This window comes from Bradyrhizobium sp. WBOS08, from assembly GCF_024585125.1.
Classification (GTDB): domain Bacteria; phylum Pseudomonadota; class Alphaproteobacteria; order Rhizobiales; family Xanthobacteraceae; genus Bradyrhizobium; species Bradyrhizobium japonicum_B.
This window is the reverse complement of the sequence record NZ_CP028988.1, coordinates 5,964,908-5,981,195: the sequence shown is the minus strand read 5'-3', so window position 1 is coordinate 5,981,195 and position 16,288 is coordinate 5,964,908. Positions and strand designations below refer to the sequence as shown.

14 protein-coding genes are annotated in these 16,288 nt (G+C 63.5%); 12 read left to right on the top strand and 2 right to left on the bottom strand.

The window, feature by feature from the left end; translation table 11 throughout:
• Positions 1-238: 238 nt before the first annotated feature.
• The 5 genes from DCM80_RS28165 to DCM80_RS28145 are packed head-to-tail and all read left to right on the top strand — an operon-like array spanning position 239 to position 5,625.
• Positions 239-445, top strand: a complete 207-nt coding sequence (locus DCM80_RS28165) for a hypothetical protein (RefSeq protein WP_257194674.1) — start codon at positions 239-241, stop codon at positions 443-445.
• Positions 438-1,202 (top strand): hypothetical protein, encoded by a 765-nt coding sequence (locus tag DCM80_RS28160; protein ID WP_257194673.1) that lies wholly within the window; start codon positions 438-440, stop codon positions 1,200-1,202. The genes DCM80_RS28165 and DCM80_RS28160 overlap by 8 nt, the downstream gene beginning before the upstream one ends.
• The gene (locus tag DCM80_RS28155) at positions 1,196-3,553 is read left to right on the top strand and encodes a hypothetical protein (protein WP_257194672.1); all 2,358 of its coding nucleotides are present in this window, start codon (positions 1,196-1,198) and stop codon (positions 3,551-3,553) included. The genes DCM80_RS28160 and DCM80_RS28155 overlap by 7 nt, the downstream gene beginning before the upstream one ends.
• A gap of 6 nt (positions 3,554-3,559) precedes the next feature.
• The gene (locus DCM80_RS28150) at positions 3,560-4,555 is read left to right on the top strand and encodes an ATP-binding protein (protein ID WP_257194671.1); all 996 of its coding nucleotides are present in this window, start codon (positions 3,560-3,562) and stop codon (positions 4,553-4,555) included.
• A 14-nt stretch (positions 4,556-4,569) separates the two neighbouring features.
• The gene (locus DCM80_RS28145; RefSeq protein ID WP_257194670.1) at positions 4,570-5,625 is read left to right on the top strand and encodes a TniQ family protein; all 1,056 of its coding nucleotides are present in this window, start codon (positions 4,570-4,572) and stop codon (positions 5,623-5,625) included.
• On the opposite strand, the gene DCM80_RS28140 is transcribed toward DCM80_RS28145, so the two are convergent.
• Complete coding sequence (locus DCM80_RS28140; protein ID WP_257194669.1) at positions 5,546-5,860, bottom strand: hypothetical protein; 315 nt, start codon at positions 5,858-5,860, stop codon at positions 5,546-5,548. The genes DCM80_RS28145 and DCM80_RS28140 overlap by 80 nt on opposite strands.
• Positions 5,861-6,292: 432 nt before the next feature.
• Positions 6,293-7,159: a ferritin family protein gene (locus DCM80_RS28135; RefSeq protein ID WP_257194668.1), complete on the bottom strand. Its 867-nt coding sequence runs from the start codon at positions 7,157-7,159 to the stop codon at positions 6,293-6,295.
• 179 nt (positions 7,160-7,338) lie between these two features.
• Between DCM80_RS28135 and DCM80_RS28130 the strand changes: the two genes are divergently transcribed.
• Genes DCM80_RS28130 through DCM80_RS28100 form a run of 7 tightly spaced genes read left to right on the top strand, consistent with a single transcriptional unit; the run spans position 7,339 to position 16,286 of the window.
• Positions 7,339-9,633, top strand: a complete 2,295-nt coding sequence (locus DCM80_RS28130) for a NosR/NirI family protein (RefSeq protein WP_257194667.1) — start codon at positions 7,339-7,341, stop codon at positions 9,631-9,633.
• A 22-nt stretch (positions 9,634-9,655) separates the two neighbouring features.
• Entirely contained in the window at positions 9,656-11,602 is a 1,947-nt protein-coding gene (gene nosZ, locus DCM80_RS28125) for a TAT-dependent nitrous-oxide reductase (RefSeq protein WP_257194666.1), read from the top strand.
• A gap of 41 nt (positions 11,603-11,643) precedes the next feature.
• Positions 11,644-12,984 carry a nitrous oxide reductase family maturation protein NosD gene (locus DCM80_RS28120; RefSeq protein WP_373569423.1) on the top strand — a complete coding sequence of 447 codons (1,341 nt, stop codon included), beginning with the start codon at positions 11,644-11,646 and terminating at the stop codon, positions 12,982-12,984.
• Positions 12,981-13,901, top strand: a complete 921-nt coding sequence (locus DCM80_RS28115) for an ABC transporter ATP-binding protein (RefSeq protein WP_257194663.1) — start codon at positions 12,981-12,983, stop codon at positions 13,899-13,901. The genes DCM80_RS28120 and DCM80_RS28115 overlap by 4 nt, the downstream gene beginning before the upstream one ends.
• Complete coding sequence (locus DCM80_RS28110) at positions 13,898-14,725, top strand: ABC transporter permease (RefSeq protein ID WP_257194662.1); 828 nt, start codon at positions 13,898-13,900, stop codon at positions 14,723-14,725. Before DCM80_RS28115 ends, DCM80_RS28110 begins: the two co-directional genes overlap by 4 nt.
• Complete coding sequence (locus DCM80_RS28105; protein ID WP_257194661.1) at positions 14,722-15,294, top strand: nitrous oxide reductase accessory protein NosL; 573 nt, start codon at positions 14,722-14,724, stop codon at positions 15,292-15,294. Before DCM80_RS28110 ends, DCM80_RS28105 begins: the two co-directional genes overlap by 4 nt.
• Complete coding sequence (locus DCM80_RS28100; protein WP_257194660.1) at positions 15,291-16,286, top strand: FAD:protein FMN transferase; 996 nt, start codon at positions 15,291-15,293, stop codon at positions 16,284-16,286. The genes DCM80_RS28105 and DCM80_RS28100 overlap by 4 nt, the downstream gene beginning before the upstream one ends.
• The last annotated feature ends 2 nt before the right edge of the window (positions 16,287-16,288 follow it).

The window sequence follows — 16,288 nt, the reverse complement described above, 5'->3', positions numbered from 1 at the left end:
TCGAAGGATCTTCGGACCACGCCCGCAAAGCCGTTCCGAGAGATCCAAGTCCGCAAATCCCGGACGAAAGTCCGGCATCGCTCGGCAGTAACGACCAAGAAGAACTCTTGGACGACAGGAGAATCGCACGTCCGATTCCAAGTCGCAAGCCCTTCTTGAATCCTTTCCGCCGAACAAAAGTCTCGCGGGGTATCGCTGCGCGAGTCCTTCGGACACGGCAAGAAAGGTCTGCGACAAGGTGCGTTTCGTCCATAACCATCTCTCCCCGATCGTCGAGCGCATCTTCGGTGCCATCGATCACGCGTTCGGAATCCCGACGCGGGCCTATCGCGACAACTCGCGCGAATTCTGCAGCCTCAGCACTCTGGACTCTTTTGTCCAAGAGCAGGTCGATCGCGTCTGCGGAGACCTGCGCAAACCGCCCGACGAGGACGCCGATGCCTAAGAAGATCGAGCGCGTCTGGACCGCCCTCTGCGACGGCGTCGAGGTCTTCCGCCTCGAAGCCAATGAGGCGACGCGCCGCATAATCACCGGCCGCCGCAATCACGTCGTCGGCGGTCACTATTCGATGAAGATGAACGGGCACATCGTCCACGAAGGCGGCATCGAAGAGCGCTTCGTCCGGGTCTGCGACTACGTGCTCGGCGTCAAGCGGATCTGGGCACAGCCGGAGACGATCCGGATGAACGTCTTTCCTGAGTTCCCGAACGAGATCTACACGCCCGACTATCTCGTAGAACACGACACCGGCTTCGTCCGCTACGAAATCAAGGAGTGGCGTGAACTTCGTCCACCGCTGCCGACCGTCGGCGACGAAAAGGCGCAGAGGCGCTGGGATGACGCGGTCCTGCTCCGCACGCGTCTCCGTCGCATCCGCGAGGCCTACCGGCGGGCGGGCCTTCCTTTCCGCGTCATCACGGAGCGCGGCATCGGCTTGCGTTGGGGAGACCGCGACGTCGTGGACGAGATCGCGGCCAACGACCGGTGGGACATCGAACCGGAGGAGCTCGACCGGCTCGTCACGGCGCTGAACGACGCCGGCGGCTGCCTGCCCCTGTCGCGTTGCCAGGCCCTCTTCGAGGAGGCGCCGCATCCGCGCGGCGTCGTACTGTCGCGCATCCCGGAGCGCATCGTCTACATCGACCTGTTCGCCCCGATCGGCCCCGAGACGATCGTCCACAAGGGAGCGATCTCATGCTGAAGATTCTCGATGCGAGCGAGACCGCCGCCTTGTCTACGCCCGTGGACGAGGAACCGCGTCCCACTATCGACTATCTTCTCTTCGATAACCTGACGCCCAACCAGACTGTTCTCATCGACAGCAAACCTCACCAGTTCTTCAAGAAGATGGAGGGCGAAGGCCCCCACCTCCTCATCAACCACCATACCGGCGAGACCGCGCGCTTAACAACGACCCGGCTCATCGAGCTATTCCAGGAGGGGCGCTACTACAACCCTCTCAGGAAGCCGCCTCTGGTCGACGAGAAGAAGGCTATCGACGAAACGCGCGCGTTGATCGGCAAGGTTTACCATACCCTCAACGCCAAGCCGCGCGGCCGGGCGGCCGGCATCTGGCGTTACGTCGGCGCGTTCATCAACGAGATGCTCATCGCGCCGCCCGGGAAGCCGTTTTACCAGAACCATGCAAACGCTGAAACGATCATAGAACGGGTCGACGGCACGATCGACCTCGAGAACCGGAAGCGGCCGCAAGGGAAGCAGATCAAGAAGCCCAAGAAGACGACGCGAACGGTTCTTCGCTGGGTGGCCGCCGAGCTGGTGCACGGCATGCAAGAAGCCACCTTCGTGCACAAGAATGCGATCAAGTCCCGCGAGCAGAAGCTGCCCAAGGAGGTGTTTTCCATCATCTCCGCGACCATCCGTTACCTGGTCGAAATCTCGGCCGAGTTCGGCCCGACCAAGATTCAAATGGTCGCGAACCAGAGGATCGATGGCCGCAACGCGGAGATCCGGATCCGCAACGAGGAGATCAAAAAGCTCATCGAGAATGGCGAACTTTCGGAGAGGCGGTTGCTCGATGAGCTTCCGACCGTTGGTTTGACGACGGTACAGGTTCAGTACCGTCGCTTCGACGCGTGGATCAGGCTCGCAAAGGAGCAAGGTGTACAGGCTGCAGATCTCCAGTTCGGCGGCCAGGGAAGTTTCGAGCGTCCGAAACGCATCCTGGACGTTGTCGAGTACGATCACCACCAATTCGATTTCGCGGGCGTCTTGGGCGAGACCCCGTTCGGTCGTGTCTGGTCGAAGGCCGGGATCGACAGGTTCTGGATTTGCCTCGGTTTGGATACCTACAGCGGGTACCCTGTCGGATTCTTTCCGTCGTTCGAACCTGGCGGGCTTTACCCAGCACTGGCGGCGATCGATCACGGGATCAAGGTCAAGACTTACGTCGATAAGCGATTTCCGCAGATTCGCGGCTCTCTCCTGAGCTACGGCAAGCCGAGGAAGATCCGGTACGACAACGGGAAGGAGTTCGTCTCGGAACAGATGGCGCTGGCCTTGGCCCGCGTCAGGATCGGGTTCGAGATGGCAGTGCCCCATCAGCCGGACACCAAACCGTATATTGAGAGGTTTTTTGGAACGCTCGAGTCTGATTTCGTGTCGTGGCTTAAGGGGTCGACCGGATCCAGTCCGCAAAAGCGAGGCGCGCGCAAACCGCTGCTCGACGCGTGCATCGAGATCGACGACTTCATCATGTTGTTCCACCTCTGGCTGATCGAGGTCTATGCCCGGCGCAAGCAGGAAGGAATGGACTGGGACACTCCGGAAGAGCGGTGGCTCCGAGGTGCGTCGAGCGACTCGAGCCGCCCGCAGCCGCTCACCGTGGACGAAGCGAAGAAGTGGGACTTGATCCCGAGTTTGGAGTTGAAGCTTACCGCGGGCAAGGACGGCATCCTCTGGAACAACCTCGTCTATCAGTCACCGCAAATCCAGGCGATGCGAGCCCGATCGGGCAGCATGGGAAAGAGAAAGCGCACGAACACGCCAGTCACCGTGCGCATTCCGCTGGCGAACGTAGGCCGCTGCGTGGTGATCGATCACACTAGCCGCTTCTCCGGTAACGAACACCTCCCGGAGGAGTTCGTGGTGATGTCGACCGACGAGGAGGCGCACGGCCTCACAAAATTCCAGTGGGAGGCGCTGAGCAAACTGCGCCTCGCAAAGAAACATGCCCCCACAGAGCATCCCTCCCACAGGGTCGGATTCAACCACCTCCTCGAGGAAGCACTGAAAGCTATGGGCGCGGTCCCGACCGGCGAGCGGCCTCCGGCGAAAGCCGTGCTCTCGAACGGGTACTATCCCCGTATAGCTGGTGTCCTCGGTCGAGGCGCCGAGGAGCATGCGCTCGCCGTCACCGATGAGTTGATCGAGAGGACCGGAATCTTCAGGCCGGCCTCCGCGACCGAAGAAGTTGTCCCGCCGCCTCCCGTTCATGCTGCTCGCGCGGAAGAGACATCCGTAAAGGATACGTCCGCACCGCGCAAGAAGCTCCGGTTCGGGGTGGACGCGCCGATCATCAGGTCGCAGTAAGCGCAAATGTCCGATCTGGAAAATATCCTCAATTCTCCGCTTGTTTTGAGCAAGCTCGACGACATTAGAGGCATCTTCGTGAGGCATACGAAGGCCGAAGAAGCGCGGGAGATGGTCTTGTTGTCGCTCGCGTTCGCCAAGCGCTTGCGCGAAAACTCGAGCACGTATCTCATCGGCTGGTCGCGTTGCGGAAAGAGTGAGATCGTCAAGCGAATGCTCACAGAACGCACCGGCAAGCCCGTATCGAAGGAAAAAATTCAGCTGCTTCAGGGCAACGGAAAGCGCTACCTGTACGTCGACCTCATGGGCGGATCGACGCCGCGGATATTGGCCCGGAAGATCAACTTTAAGATCTTCAACGATCGGCTCAGCCTGCGACTCGGCGAGGAGGAAGGCACCGACGCGCTCATCGCTAATCTCAATGACAACGAAGTGGACGCGGTCTTCCTAGATGAGGCGCAGAATCTCGCGGAGGACGGTGTGAAGAAGCTGGCGAGGTTCATTCTGGCGTTCGAGAACTCCTGCAACGCGCCCTTGTTCGTCGTGGGGCCCCCGGTCCTGACGAAGATGATGGTCAAGGCGGACGCGATGGGGCAGCGGTCCGGCGGCATGAAGATCCTTTCGCCCTTCGCCTTCGCGAACGACGCCCAACGGGAGGAACATGCGGCGTTTGTGGCCGCCTTCTCGGATGAGCTTCCCTTCGAATCGAACTGGTTTAAGGAGAACGAAGACGACCACCACATGCTGCGTGCGACGTTCTTCGCACAGCGCGGACGTCCCGGCCGACATTCGCTGCTGGTGGAGGCGGCGGTGCCTCACGCCTTCATGCGGACCGGCGGGGTCGAGCCGAAGGAACTGACGAAAGACGACATCGCCGCGGGTTTCGATCGCGTCTTTCTCAGCCAGGAGATCATGCAGGGCCGTAACCCATTTCGAGGCGAAGACTACAGCAGGCTTCCTTCGTTCCCGCTCAGCGTGGAACAGGAAGCGACCACCGAGTAGGTAGGTCCGACACGATGATTCCGAACACGCCGTGGCTCAAGACCGTATCGCAGTTCGACGACGAAGCCATCGCTTCCGTCGCGGTCCGGTTGGCTCCGATGGGGCGCATCGACGCCGACAAGCTGCTCCGGCTTCATCTCGACATGCCCTGGGAGTCAGTCTCGGCGATCGCCGGCAAACCCGAGGCAGTCGCCGAACTGGCAGCCTTGGGTTCGTTCGATCTCCAAAGGCTCTCGATCGGCGCTTATAAAATATTCAAAGATCGCATCGAATTCCTTGGTCGCGAACTGCCCGTGGGTTGGTTCTTGCCAGAGCGTCGTAGGGTCGCGCCCGCTCGTTTGGCAGCGGACGGCAACGATGCTCGTATCAGGAACCGCTGGCTTGTCTCGGCCTTTCCTTGCGACGTCGAGAGCGGCGAGGTGCTGCTCGACAGATGCCCGTCGTGCATCAACCTGTTGGGCTGGAGAAATATGACCAACGTTTGGTCCTGCCAGATCTGTGACTTCGACATGCGGACTGCGAGGCCAAAGGCCTGTCCGCATGAAATCGTCGCCGCTGCCAAGGAGCTGGCCGACTACATCTTTGACTATGATCTTAGATTGCCGGGTCCTCTCGGCGACCTTTCGTCGGTGGACATTCTCAAGCTCAGCGGATGGATGGCCTACTTTAGAGCTATTCCTCAGGAGCTCTTCCTCGGCATCACCGTGAAAAACGCCGCCGCAGGATTTTCGCAACTCAAGCGATGGCCTTGCTCGTTCGATGAGATTGTCCTCGACCTCCTCGGGGCCTCGACCGCTGCCGACCTGGCTGTCGGGGATACGATCTCGCGCTATAAGGCCGCCGCGGGGATCATGGCCTCCATCGACCGCCTGCCCTCGCTCAACGCCCGCGAAATCCTGAAGTCACGCCTGATGGAACTTCTGCACCTCGGTCACGGCTTCGCCGAAGCCTTTCTCAACGTGACGGAACCGGTGCTGCCGCTCGGGCTCGCTATTTCAGGGCTCGACCGTCGACGATCGAGTAAAGCCGCTCGAGCCAAGACCGACCGAGGTCTAATCCCGTCGGATTGAACACGTAAACTTTGCCCTCGCGCGTCTCTTTCTCCGCAACCAGCCCGATGGTGTGCAGGATTTCCATCACCTCGACGATGCGAGCGGTGGAGGTGTCCAACACCAGCAGCAGATCCCCACGCGAGCAAGGACCCTGGGCCAAGGTTTCAAGGATCTTGCGGGTATTGACATTGGCGAGGGCCTGGAACACCCGCGTCAGAAAAAGCTGGTTGTTGGGATCGTCAAAGTCGACCATGCCAAACCTCTGTCGGTTAGCACGCCACGACTTCCGAGCGCGCTGCGGCCTAGCGAGACCGCGCTCTTAACCCGACCCTAAAGCGCCCGAAAGTCAACGGAACGGCCATCCGGGAGCCGGGAAAACCCACCTCTTTTGGACGTACCAACAGTGCCAAATTGGAGTTTCAGAAATGACGGCAGTGCCAAATTTGAGTCTTGAGTGCCAAAATCTGCTAACTGCATGAAAAAAAGATTGAACAATCCTAGGCACATAGCGTGTGGATAAATCAGCTCTAGTGCCAAAATCTAGCGCGGATTACATCCTGCCAAGACCTCGCGTGATGTCCCCGCGGTGATGGATGTGCTCTGAATCGCAGGCTCCCGCTCCACTGTTCGGCCGCGTCGCTGTGCGACCACCAGCGCAGCAGCTGCCGCGGTTGCCGCAGGCGCGTCAGTCCGTCGCCAGCGACCTAAGCCAGGCCAGTCTGGAAATCGCGCGCTCGGCAAATTGCTGCAGGCGTTCGAGATGGGCCGCCTCGCTCGATCGCTCGGCGCCCTCGAGGTAACCGTCGACAAGCGCTTCGGCGATCTCCAATGGATCTTTGCGTTCCATGGACGCCGGAAAGCTTCCGACGCCCGCGGCGGCGCCGGCCATCTCGACCGTCTGTTGGCGAATGTCCCGGATCCTGAGCGCCGCCGGTCCGCTCAGGCGTTGTTCCATCTCGCCGAGCTGCGCAGCCAGGCGACGCTCGAGCCGTGCCGCGTCGATGCGAGGCAACGCCGTCTCGGCCTTGTTCCGGTCGTGCTCATGATGGTAGGCGCGCCGCCGCTCCTTCCGCAGCGTGGCGACATGGCCGAGCTCCTCCCTGGCCATCGCCTCGGAGGCCTTCTTGACCTCGGGATCATGCGAGTAGGCGGCCAGATAGGACCAGAAGGCGAAAGCGCGCTCCTCGTTGCGGACTGCCATGGCGAGCGCGCGGTACGGCGTCATCAATTGCGACGTTTTCACCTCGGCGGCGGCTTCCGGGGCGAGTGCTTCCGGCGCCTCCCAGCGCACCATGGCGGGGTCCGGGCGTTTGCCGCGGCGCGATTGCGACCACTGCGTCACGCTGTCCACGTGCTCGCGCTCGGCGGCAGCGAGATGTGCGAACACCTCTGCCAGTTCATCCTTGCCCTGCCCGCGCATCTCCTGGGCAAGAGAATCGTATTTGCTGGCCGCTTCCTGCTCCATTGCATGCGCTAGCGCAAAGAGTTCGTCGACCGACTCCAATACACCGGCGGGCTCGGCACTGAGCAATGACGTGCGTAGGAATGGCATACCAAGGACTCCACATGCAGATTTCTAATCCGGTTCCGCGCGAACACAAATCTCATCAGCGGGGTTGACAGATTCAATCGCGCACTATGAGCTTTGCACGTCAGCGGCGACAAATCATCGACGAAGAATCTCAAGGCATGCGTGGTCCCGGTGATCACGCAGATGGCATTTGAATCGACATGTTGAAGCGACCGGATGACGAAATCGCCTTCGCAAGGCGTGCAGCGCTAGCGCTCGCAGGGCTGCTGTTGGCGTGTCTGACATATATTTCGCCCGCGTGCGCCGCCGGCGATCTGCCGACATACTTGCCGAAGATCGCGCCTGCGGACTTTTTCCCGGGCGCGGATCGTTTCGGCCCACTACAAGGCGACCCGCCTGTCGTACCAGTATACCGCGGCGACGAGCTGAAGGGATTTGTCTTCCTCAACTCCGATTTCGCGAACTCTGTCGGCTATTCTGGCAAGCCGATCCACCTGCTGGCCGGGATCGACCCTAAGGGGGTGATCACCGGCATCAAGCTGGTCGATCACAAGGAGCCGATCGTTCTGGTCGGCATCCCGGAAGCGCGCATCGTCGCGGCCGTGAACGGACTGATCGGCAAGGACATGAAGCCGGTCGCAAGCGGTGCCGAGAGGCCGCCGCAGGTCGACATCGTCAGCGGCGCAACTGTCACCGTGCTGGTGATGGGCGACAGTATCGTCCGCGCCGCGTCCAAGCTGATCCGGAGCGGTCGCATCGGTGGCGGCGACGGCGCGGCGGTTTCGGCAGCCCTGCCCCCCGTGATCAAGACGCTCGATCTCGAACGCAGTGAAGTCCGTGACTGGGAGAGCCTCGTCGGCGACGGATCGATACGCCGGCTGCACCTCAGCATCGGCGACATCAACGAGGCCTTTGCAAAATCCGGCAGCGCGGCGGCGACCCAATACCCCGAGCCGGGGGAGCCCGGCGATACCTTCATCGACCTCTATGTCGCGCTCGTCAGCGCGCCAACGATCGGCCGCAGCCTGCTCGGCGAAGACGGCTACCGGCGGCTGAAGGACGGCCTGAAGCCCGGGCAGCAGGCGATCGTCGTCGCCGGCAACGGTCCCTACTCTTTCAAGGGCTCGGCCTATGTCCGCGGCGGCATCTTCGATCGCATCGAGATCCTGCAGGAAGGCAACAGCACCCGCTTCCGCGACCGTAACCACACCCGCCTTGGCGCACTGGATGCAGCCGGCGCGCCGGAGTTCAGGGAAGTCGGCCTGTTCGTCACCCCTCCCGAGTTCACCCTCGATCCGACGGAGCCGTGGCAGCTTCAGCTGCTGGTGCAGCGCAGCCTCGGCGGCCGCGACAAGGCATTCCTGACTTTCGACCTCGGCTACGCCCTGCCCGACAGCTACATACGCCGCGAGCAGCGCGCGGTGACGGTGCCGGACAGCGCGGCGCCGCCGGCCTCAAAGGCCAGTGCTGCGGCCGCGCCGGCTGCGGACGCAGACGAGCCGCTCTGGATGCGGATCTGGCGGTCGAGCACGGTGTCGATCGGCATCACCGCATTCATGCTGGCCGCCCTCACCGGCATCTTCTTCTTCCAGAACCTCTTGGTGCGCCGGCCGGTATTGTACACGTGGGTGCGACGCGGCTATCTCGCCTTCGTTCTGGTCTGGCTCGGCTGGTACGCCAACGCGCAGCTCTCGGTCGTCAACGTCGTCACCTTCACCAACGCGCTGGTGACCGGCTTCCGCTGGGAGTTCTTCCTCGCGGCTCCCCTGATCTTCATCTTGTGGGCTGCGACGGCCGGCGGGCTTCTGTTCTGGGGCCGCGGGCCCTTCTGCGGCTGGCTGTGTCCCTTTGGCGCACTCCAGGAGCTCACCAACACGGCCGCGAAATGGCTCAAGGTGCCGCAAATAACGGTGCCGTGGGGACTGCACGAGCGGCTGTGGCCGATCAAGTACATCATCTTCCTCGGTCTGTTCGGTCTGTCACTCTATTCGGTCGAGATGGCCGAACGGTTCGCCGAGGTCGAACCGTTCAAGACCGCGATCATCCTGAAGTTTTCGCGCAACTGGCCGTTCGTGGCCTACGCGGTCGCCCTGCTCGTCATCGGCCTTTTCATCGAGCGCTTCTTCTGCCGCTACCTCTGTCCCCTCGGCGCGGCGCTTGCCATTCCCGGCCGCATTAGGACGTTCGAGTGGCTGCGGCGCTGGGAAGAATGCGGATCCCCCTGCCAACGCTGCGCCAAGGAATGCCCGGTGCAGTCGATCCATCCCGAGGGTCACATCAACGTCAACGAGTGCATCTACTGCATGCACTGCCAGGAACTCTATTACGACGACCATCGCTGCCCGCACATGATCCAGGTGCGGCTGAAGCGCGAGAAGTTCGCGGCCATGTCATCGCCCTCGATGCGCGCGAGCGGCAAAGGTCCCGCAACCGTCATCACCGCCGGCGGCAAACCTGTCGGCGCGTCGGCCGTCATCTCTCCACCACCAAACTGAACCGAAAGCCGAGGAGGCAATTATGAGCGACAACGACAAGCCAAAGGGCGTCAGCCGACGTACAGTGCTGGGAACGACGGCCGCCGCGGCGGGTGTGGGCCTCGCCGGCGGAGTGACTCTGAAAGATGGCGGCTTCGTCACGCCTGCGGACGCGCAGACCAAGAGTGCTGCGCCGAAAGCGCCGGCAGCGAGGCCAGCCGTGCACAAGACCGAGGTCGCGCCGGGAGAGCTCGACGAATATTACGTGTTCTTCTCCAGCGGCCAGTCCGGCGAGATGCGCATCATCGGCCTTCCCTCGATGCGCGAATTGATGCGCGTGCCGGTGTTCAACCGCTGCAGCGCCACCGGCTGGGGCCAGACCAACGAGAGCATCAAGGTCCTGACCGAGGGGATGCAGCCCGCGACCCGCGAATTCCTCAAGAACCGCGGCGGCACCTACCTGAACGGCGACCTCCACCACCCGCACATTTCGTTCACGGACGGCACCTATGACGGCCGCTATGCCTTCATGAACGACAAGGCCAACAGCCGCGTTGCACGCGTGCGGCTCGACATCATGAAGTGCGACAAGATCGTCGAGCTGCCGAACCAGCACACGGTCCACGGCCTGCGCCTGCAGAAATATCCGCGCACGGGCTATGTCTTCGCCAACGGCGAGGATGGCGTGCCGCTGCCCAACGACGGCAAGGTTCTCGACGATCCCAAGCAGTATCGCTCCATCTTCAGCGCGATCGACGGCGACACGATGAAGGTAGCCTGGCAGGTGATCGTCAGCGGCAACCTCGACAACGTCGACGCCGACTACCAGGGCAAATACTGCTTCGCGACCTGCTACAACGGCGAGGAAGGCGTCACGCTGGCGGAGATGACCGCCGCCGAACAGGACTGGGTCGTCATCTTCAACATCAAGCGGATCGAAGAGGCCGTGAAGAAGGGCGACTTCAAGGAAATGAACGGCGTGCCCGTCATCGACGGCCGCAAGGGTTCGGCCTACACCCGCTACGTTCCGGTCTCGAACAATCCGCACGGCATGAACACCGCTCCCGACGGCATCCACATCGTGGCGGCCGGAAAGCTGTCGCCGACCGTGACCGTGATGGACGTGCGCAAGTTCGACGATCTTTTCGACGACAAGATCAAGCCGCGCGACGTCGTCGTCGCCGAGCCCGAGCTCGGCCTCGGTCCGTTGCACACCGCCTACGACGGCAAGGGCAACGCCTACACCACGCTGTTCCTCGACAGCCAGGTCTGCAAGTGGAACATCGAGGCCGCCAAGCGGGCCTTCAAGGGCGAGAAGGTCAACCCCATCCTCCAGAAGCTCGACGTGCACTATCAGCCCGGTCACAACCATACCTCGATGGGACAGACCAAGGAGGCCGATGGAAAGTGGCTCATCTCGCTGAACAAGTTCTCGAAGGACCGTTTCCTGAACGTCGGCCCGCTCAAGCCGGAGAACGATCAGCTGATCGACATCTCGGGCGATCAGATGAAGCTGGTGCATGACGGCCCGAGCTTCGCCGAGCCGCATGACGCCACCATCGTCCACCGCTCCAAGATCAATCCGATCTCGATCTACGACCGCGCGGATCCGATGTTTGCGGATGCGGTCAAGCAGGCCAAGGCCGACGGCATCAACCTCGAGGCGGATTCGAAGGTCATTCGCGACGGCAACAAGGTGCGCGTCTACATGACGTCCACCGCCCCCGCCTATGGTCTCGATCAGTTCCAGGTCAAGCAGGGCGACGAGGTCACCGTCTTCGTCACCAATATCGATGCAGTCGAGGACCTCACGCACGGTTTCTGCATCGTCAACTACGGCATCAACATGGAGATCGGGCCGATGGCCACCTCGTCGGTGACCTTCACGGCCGACAAGCCAGGCGTCTACTGGTACTATTGCTCCTGGTTCTGCCACGCCATGCACATGGAGATGAAGGGCCGCATGTTCGTCGAGCCCAAGTCGGTCTGAAGCGGCCTGATCGGAGCGACCTCGTGGGTCCATTGTTACGCATGTTTCCGGCGGCGCTGGTCGCCGCCGGATTGTCCGGCTTCGCCAGTGCGGAGACGTTGACGGCTGCGCCCGGCCAGTCACTGCAAGCTGTGCTGGACGGCGCACGCGCCGGCGACGTCGTCGAACTCGCTCCGGGGCACTATCGCGGCTCGATCCGCATCGAGCGTCCCCTGCAACTGGTCGGGAGCCGCGAGGCGGTGCTCGACGGCGACGGTGCCGGCAACGTCATCACGGTCAGCGCGCCCGACGTCACCATCCGCGGCCTGACCATCCGCGCATCGGGCCGCGACCTGCAGGCGATGAATTCGGGGATCTTCCTGCAGAAGACGGCCGAACGCGCGACCATCGAGAACAACCGTCTGGTGGACAACCTGTTCGGCATCTATGTGCACGGCGCCCAGGGCTCGCGGGTCGCCGGCAACGAGATCGAGGGACTGCGTGGCGGGCGGCTCAGCGAGGCCGGCAACGGCGTCTCGCTGTGGAACGCGCCCGACGTCACCATCGCCAACAACAATTTCCGCTACGGCCGCGACGGCATCTTCACGATTTCAAGCCGAAAGGACCGCTTCGTCGGAAACCGCTTCGAGCAGGTCCGCTTCGCGATCCATTACATGTACACCAACGACAGCGAAGTGAGCGGCAACGTCTCGATCGGCAACCATGTCGGTTACGCCATCATGTATTCGAACCGGCTGGTGATCCGCGACAACATCTCCGATCACGATCGCGACTATGGGATGCTCTTCAACTACGCGAACTATGCCCAGATCGAGAACAACCGGGTGACGGGCGGCCCGCTAAACGCGCCGATGCAGAGCATGCAAGACAGCCCCGACGACGAGCGCGGCATGCTCCCGCAGCAAAAGCGGGAGAGCACTCTGAAGAGCGGCCCGGAGAAATGCGTGTTCATCTACAACACCAATCACAACAAGTTCCGCGACAACTGGTTCGAGCGCTGCGCCATCGGCGTGCACTTCACGGCCGGGTCCGAAGGCAACGAAATCGCCGGCAATGCCTTCGTCAGCAATGCCAACCAGGTGAAATATGTCGGCACCCGGCACCTCGACTGGTCGACCGGCGGGCGCGGCAATTACTGGAGCGACAATCCGGCCTTCGACCTCAACGGGGACGGCATCGCCGACACGGCCTACCGTCCGAACGACCTCATCGACCGCGTACTGTGGACGGCGCCCGCTGCAAAAGTCCTGATCAACAGCCCTGCCGTCCAGGTCATCCGCTGGGCGCAGGCGCAGTTTCCGGCGTTGCTGCCGGGTGGCGTGGTCGACAGCCGTCCACTGGTGTCGCCGCCACGCAGCGCGGCGCCGAAGGAGACGCGATGACCGGCACGGTACGCGTCAGCGACGTCACCAAGAGGTATGGCCGGGTCGAGGCCGTGCGCGATGCCTCGTTCTCGCTCGGGCATGGCGAGCTGGTCGCCTTGATCGGCCACAACGGCGCCGGCAAGACCACGCTGATGAAGCTCATGCTCGGGCTGATCCGGCCAACCAGCGGCTCCATCGAGGTTCTCGGAGACAATCCGGCCGCCGGCGAATTCGCCGGCCGGCGCCAGCTCGGCTATCTGCCCGAGAACGTCTCCTTCGACCCTGCCCTCACCGGCCGCGAGACGCAGGCCTTCTACGCCCGGCTGAAGCGCGAGCCGGTGCCCAAGGCGCTGGAGTTGCTCGATGCCGTCGGCTTGGGCGCCGCCAGCCGGCGCCGGGTGAGCACCTATTCGAAGGGCATGCGCCAACGGCTGGGGCTCGCGCAGGCGCTGCTTGGCACCCCGCGCGTGCTGCTGCTGGACGAGCCGACCACCGGCCTCGATCCGGAACTGCGGCAGACCTTCTACGACATCATCGCACGGCTCGCGGCCGGCGGCGCAACGGTGCTGCTGTCGTCGCATGCGCTCACCGAGCTCGAGGAGCGCGCCGGCCGGGTCATCATCATGAATCGCGGCATCAAGGTCGCGGACGGATCGATCGACGAGCTGCGTCGTCTCGCCCGGCTGCCCACCAGGATCCGCCTCAAGGTGGCAGGCCTCGCCCCGAGCGAGATGCCGGGCTGGGCTCCGCAGGATGCGACCTGCCGCCGCCTCAACGGCCACATCGTCGAGATCCACGCCGCGCCGGAGCGCAAGATCGAGCTGCTGCACCGCGCGACGGCCGCCGGCAATGCCGTCGAGGACGTCGACGTGGTGCCGCCGACCCTCGACGAGCTCTACGCTCACTTTCTTCGGCAATCGGAGCAGGCGCCATGAACGTCCTGATCATCGCCGCCAAGGAAATCCACCAGGCCATCCGCAATCGCTGGGTGCTGGCCGCAACGCTGCTGCTCGCCGGGCTCGCGCTGTCGCTGACCTTTCTCGGCAGCGCGCCGACCGGGAACGTGGGCGTCCGCACGCTGGACGTGGTCGTCGTCAGCCTGTCGAGCCTGACGATCTTTCTCGTTCCGCTGATCGCGCTTCTGATCTCCCACGACGCCATCGTCGGCGAGATGGAACGGGGGACGATGCTGTTGCTGCTGAGCTATCCGGTGGCGCGCTGGCAAGTGCTGCTCGGCAAATTCCTGGGCCACCTTGCCGTGCTCGCCTTTGCGACCTGCCTCGGTTACGGCGCGGCGGTCGGTGCGCTGGCGGCGACCGGCAGCCAGATTGATCGCGATAGCTTCCTGGCCTTCGCGGCCATGGTGGGTTCCTCGGTGCTGCTCGGCGCCGCTTTCGTCGCGATCGGATATCTGGTCAGCGCGCTCGTGCGCGACCGCGGAACGGCGGCCGGCATCTGCATCGGATTGTGGCTGCTGCTGGTGCTGATCTACGACATGGCGCTGCTCGGCGTGCTTGCGCTCGATCAGGGCCGCAGCATCTCGGCAGCGGTGCTCAACGCCATGCTGCTGGCGAACCCGACCGACGCCTACCGGCTGATCAACCTGACGGGGTTTGCCAATGTCAGCACCTTCGCCGGCATGGCCGGTCTTGCCCAGACCACGTCCCTGACGATTCCGGTCCTGCTGACCGCCCTGCTCGGCTGGACGCTGCTGCCGCTGGGCCTGGCCGCGCTCGCCTTCTCGCGGAGGGAGCTATGAAGCGCCGAACGTTGCTTCTCGCCCTGCTCGTGCCGCTGGCGCTCGCCGGCTGTAACGACAAGCAGGCCACGAAGGCCCCTCTGCCGCATCGGATGACCGCGGAAGACATCGGTCATTACTGCGGCATGAACGTGCTCGAGCATCCGGGACCGAAGGGCCATATCTTCGTCGCGAGCCTGATCCAGCCGGTCTGGTTCTCGTCGGTGCGCGACACCATCGCCTTCACCATGCTGCCGGACGAGCCCAAGGACATCCAGGCGATCTACGTGTCCGACATGGGCAAGGCGACCGACTGGGACAAGCCCGGCGCCGACAATTGGATCGAGGCGCGCAAGGCGCTGTTCGTGATCGAGAGCCGGCTCAAGAGCGGCATGGGCGGCGACGAGGCCGTTCCGTTTTCGGAGCGGGCGGCGGCGGAGAAGTTCGCCGGTGAGAACGGCGGCAGGATCGTCGGCTTCGACGAGGTGCCGCGGGACTACGTTCTGGCGTCGGCGAATGCCACTGGCGGCGCCGTGGCCGACCAAACCGCCGAGGGCTCGCCAAGCGGCCCACCGAGGAGGACGCCATGACGAACATCCTGACGCGCCGACGCTTCATCCGGATCAGCGCGGCGGCAGCGGGCTTCGGCGCGCTCGCCCCGGGGCATGCAGTTCGTGCAGCGGTCGCGCCGGTGACCTGGCGCGGCACGATGCTGGGCGCGGTCGCGACGATGGAGATCCACGACGAAGATCGCAGCCGGGCGGAGCGGCTGATCGCGCTGGCCTGCGCCGAGGCGCGGCGGCTCGAGCGGCTGTTCAGCCTTTACCTCGAGGATTCCGCCCTGGTCGCGCTGAACCGGACCGGTGTCTTGATCGATCCCGCCGCCGAGATGGTCGAGCTGCTCTCGGCCGCGCAGCGTTATGCCACGCTGACCGGCGGCCTGTTCGACGTCACGGTGCAGCCGCTGTGGGAGCTCTATGCCGGCCATTTCGCGCGAGATGACGCCGATCCGGCGGGGCCTGCGCCGGCCGCGATCGAGGCCGCGCTGGCGCGCGTCGGCAGCCACCGGCTGTCGGTCAGCCGCGACCGGATCGTGATGCCCCGGGGCATGGCCGTGACCTTGAACGGGATCGCGCAAGGCTACGTCACGGACAAGGTCGTGGACCTGCTCCGGGCACATGGCGTCTCGCACAGCCTGGTCGACATGGGCGAAGCGCGCGCGATCGGCTCGCGTCCGGACGGACATCCCTGGGAGGTCGGCATCGCCGATCCGGACGACGTGGGTCAGACGAAAACCGTGCTGCCGATCGTCGATCGCGCCGTCTCCACCTCGGGCGGCTACGGCTGCCAGTTCGATTCCGGGGCGCGCTTCAACCATTTGTTCGATCCCAAATCCGGTGGCTGTGCGCGCCGCTATCGCAGCGTGACGGCGGTTTCCCGCAGCGCGACCGCCGCGGATGCCTTGTCGACGGCGTTCAGCCTGATGCCGCAAGACGGGATCCAATCGTTGCTGCCGCGCGCCGATATCGACCGCGTGCACCTGATCGATGCGGCCGGAAAGACGGTCGAATTATCGGCATAAGC

Bases quoted from the DNA above. Each gene is read 5' to 3' on its own strand.
- DCM80_RS28145 (WP_257194670.1), top strand. From the start codon at position 4,570: ATGATTCCGAACACGCCGTGGCTCAAGACCGTATCGCAGTTCGACGAC.
- DCM80_RS28110 (WP_257194662.1), top strand. From the start codon at position 13,898: ATGAACGTCCTGATCATCGCCGCCAAGGAAATCCACCAGGCCATCCGC.
- DCM80_RS28135 (WP_257194668.1), bottom strand. From the start codon at position 7,159: ATGCCATTCCTACGCACGTCATTGCTCAGTGCCGAGCCCGCCGGTGTA.
- nosZ (WP_257194666.1), top strand. From the start codon at position 9,656: ATGAGCGACAACGACAAGCCAAAGGGCGTCAGCCGACGTACAGTGCTG.
- DCM80_RS28120 (WP_373569423.1), top strand. From the start codon at position 11,644: ATGTTTCCGGCGGCGCTGGTCGCCGCCGGATTGTCCGGCTTCGCCAGT.
- DCM80_RS28100 (WP_257194660.1), top strand. From the start codon at position 15,291: ATGACGAACATCCTGACGCGCCGACGCTTCATCCGGATCAGCGCGGCG.
- DCM80_RS28150 (WP_257194671.1), top strand. From the start codon at position 3,560: ATGTCCGATCTGGAAAATATCCTCAATTCTCCGCTTGTTTTGAGCAAG.
- DCM80_RS28130 (WP_257194667.1), top strand. From the start codon at position 7,339: ATGTTGAAGCGACCGGATGACGAAATCGCCTTCGCAAGGCGTGCAGCG.
- DCM80_RS28155 (WP_257194672.1), top strand. From the start codon at position 1,196: ATGCTGAAGATTCTCGATGCGAGCGAGACCGCCGCCTTGTCTACGCCC.
- DCM80_RS28115 (WP_257194663.1), top strand. From the start codon at position 12,981: ATGACCGGCACGGTACGCGTCAGCGACGTCACCAAGAGGTATGGCCGG.
- DCM80_RS28160 (WP_257194673.1), top strand. From the start codon at position 438: ATGCCTAAGAAGATCGAGCGCGTCTGGACCGCCCTCTGCGACGGCGTC.
- DCM80_RS28105 (WP_257194661.1), top strand. From the start codon at position 14,722: ATGAAGCGCCGAACGTTGCTTCTCGCCCTGCTCGTGCCGCTGGCGCTC.
- DCM80_RS28140 (WP_257194669.1), bottom strand. From the start codon at position 5,860: ATGGTCGACTTTGACGATCCCAACAACCAGCTTTTTCTGACGCGGGTG.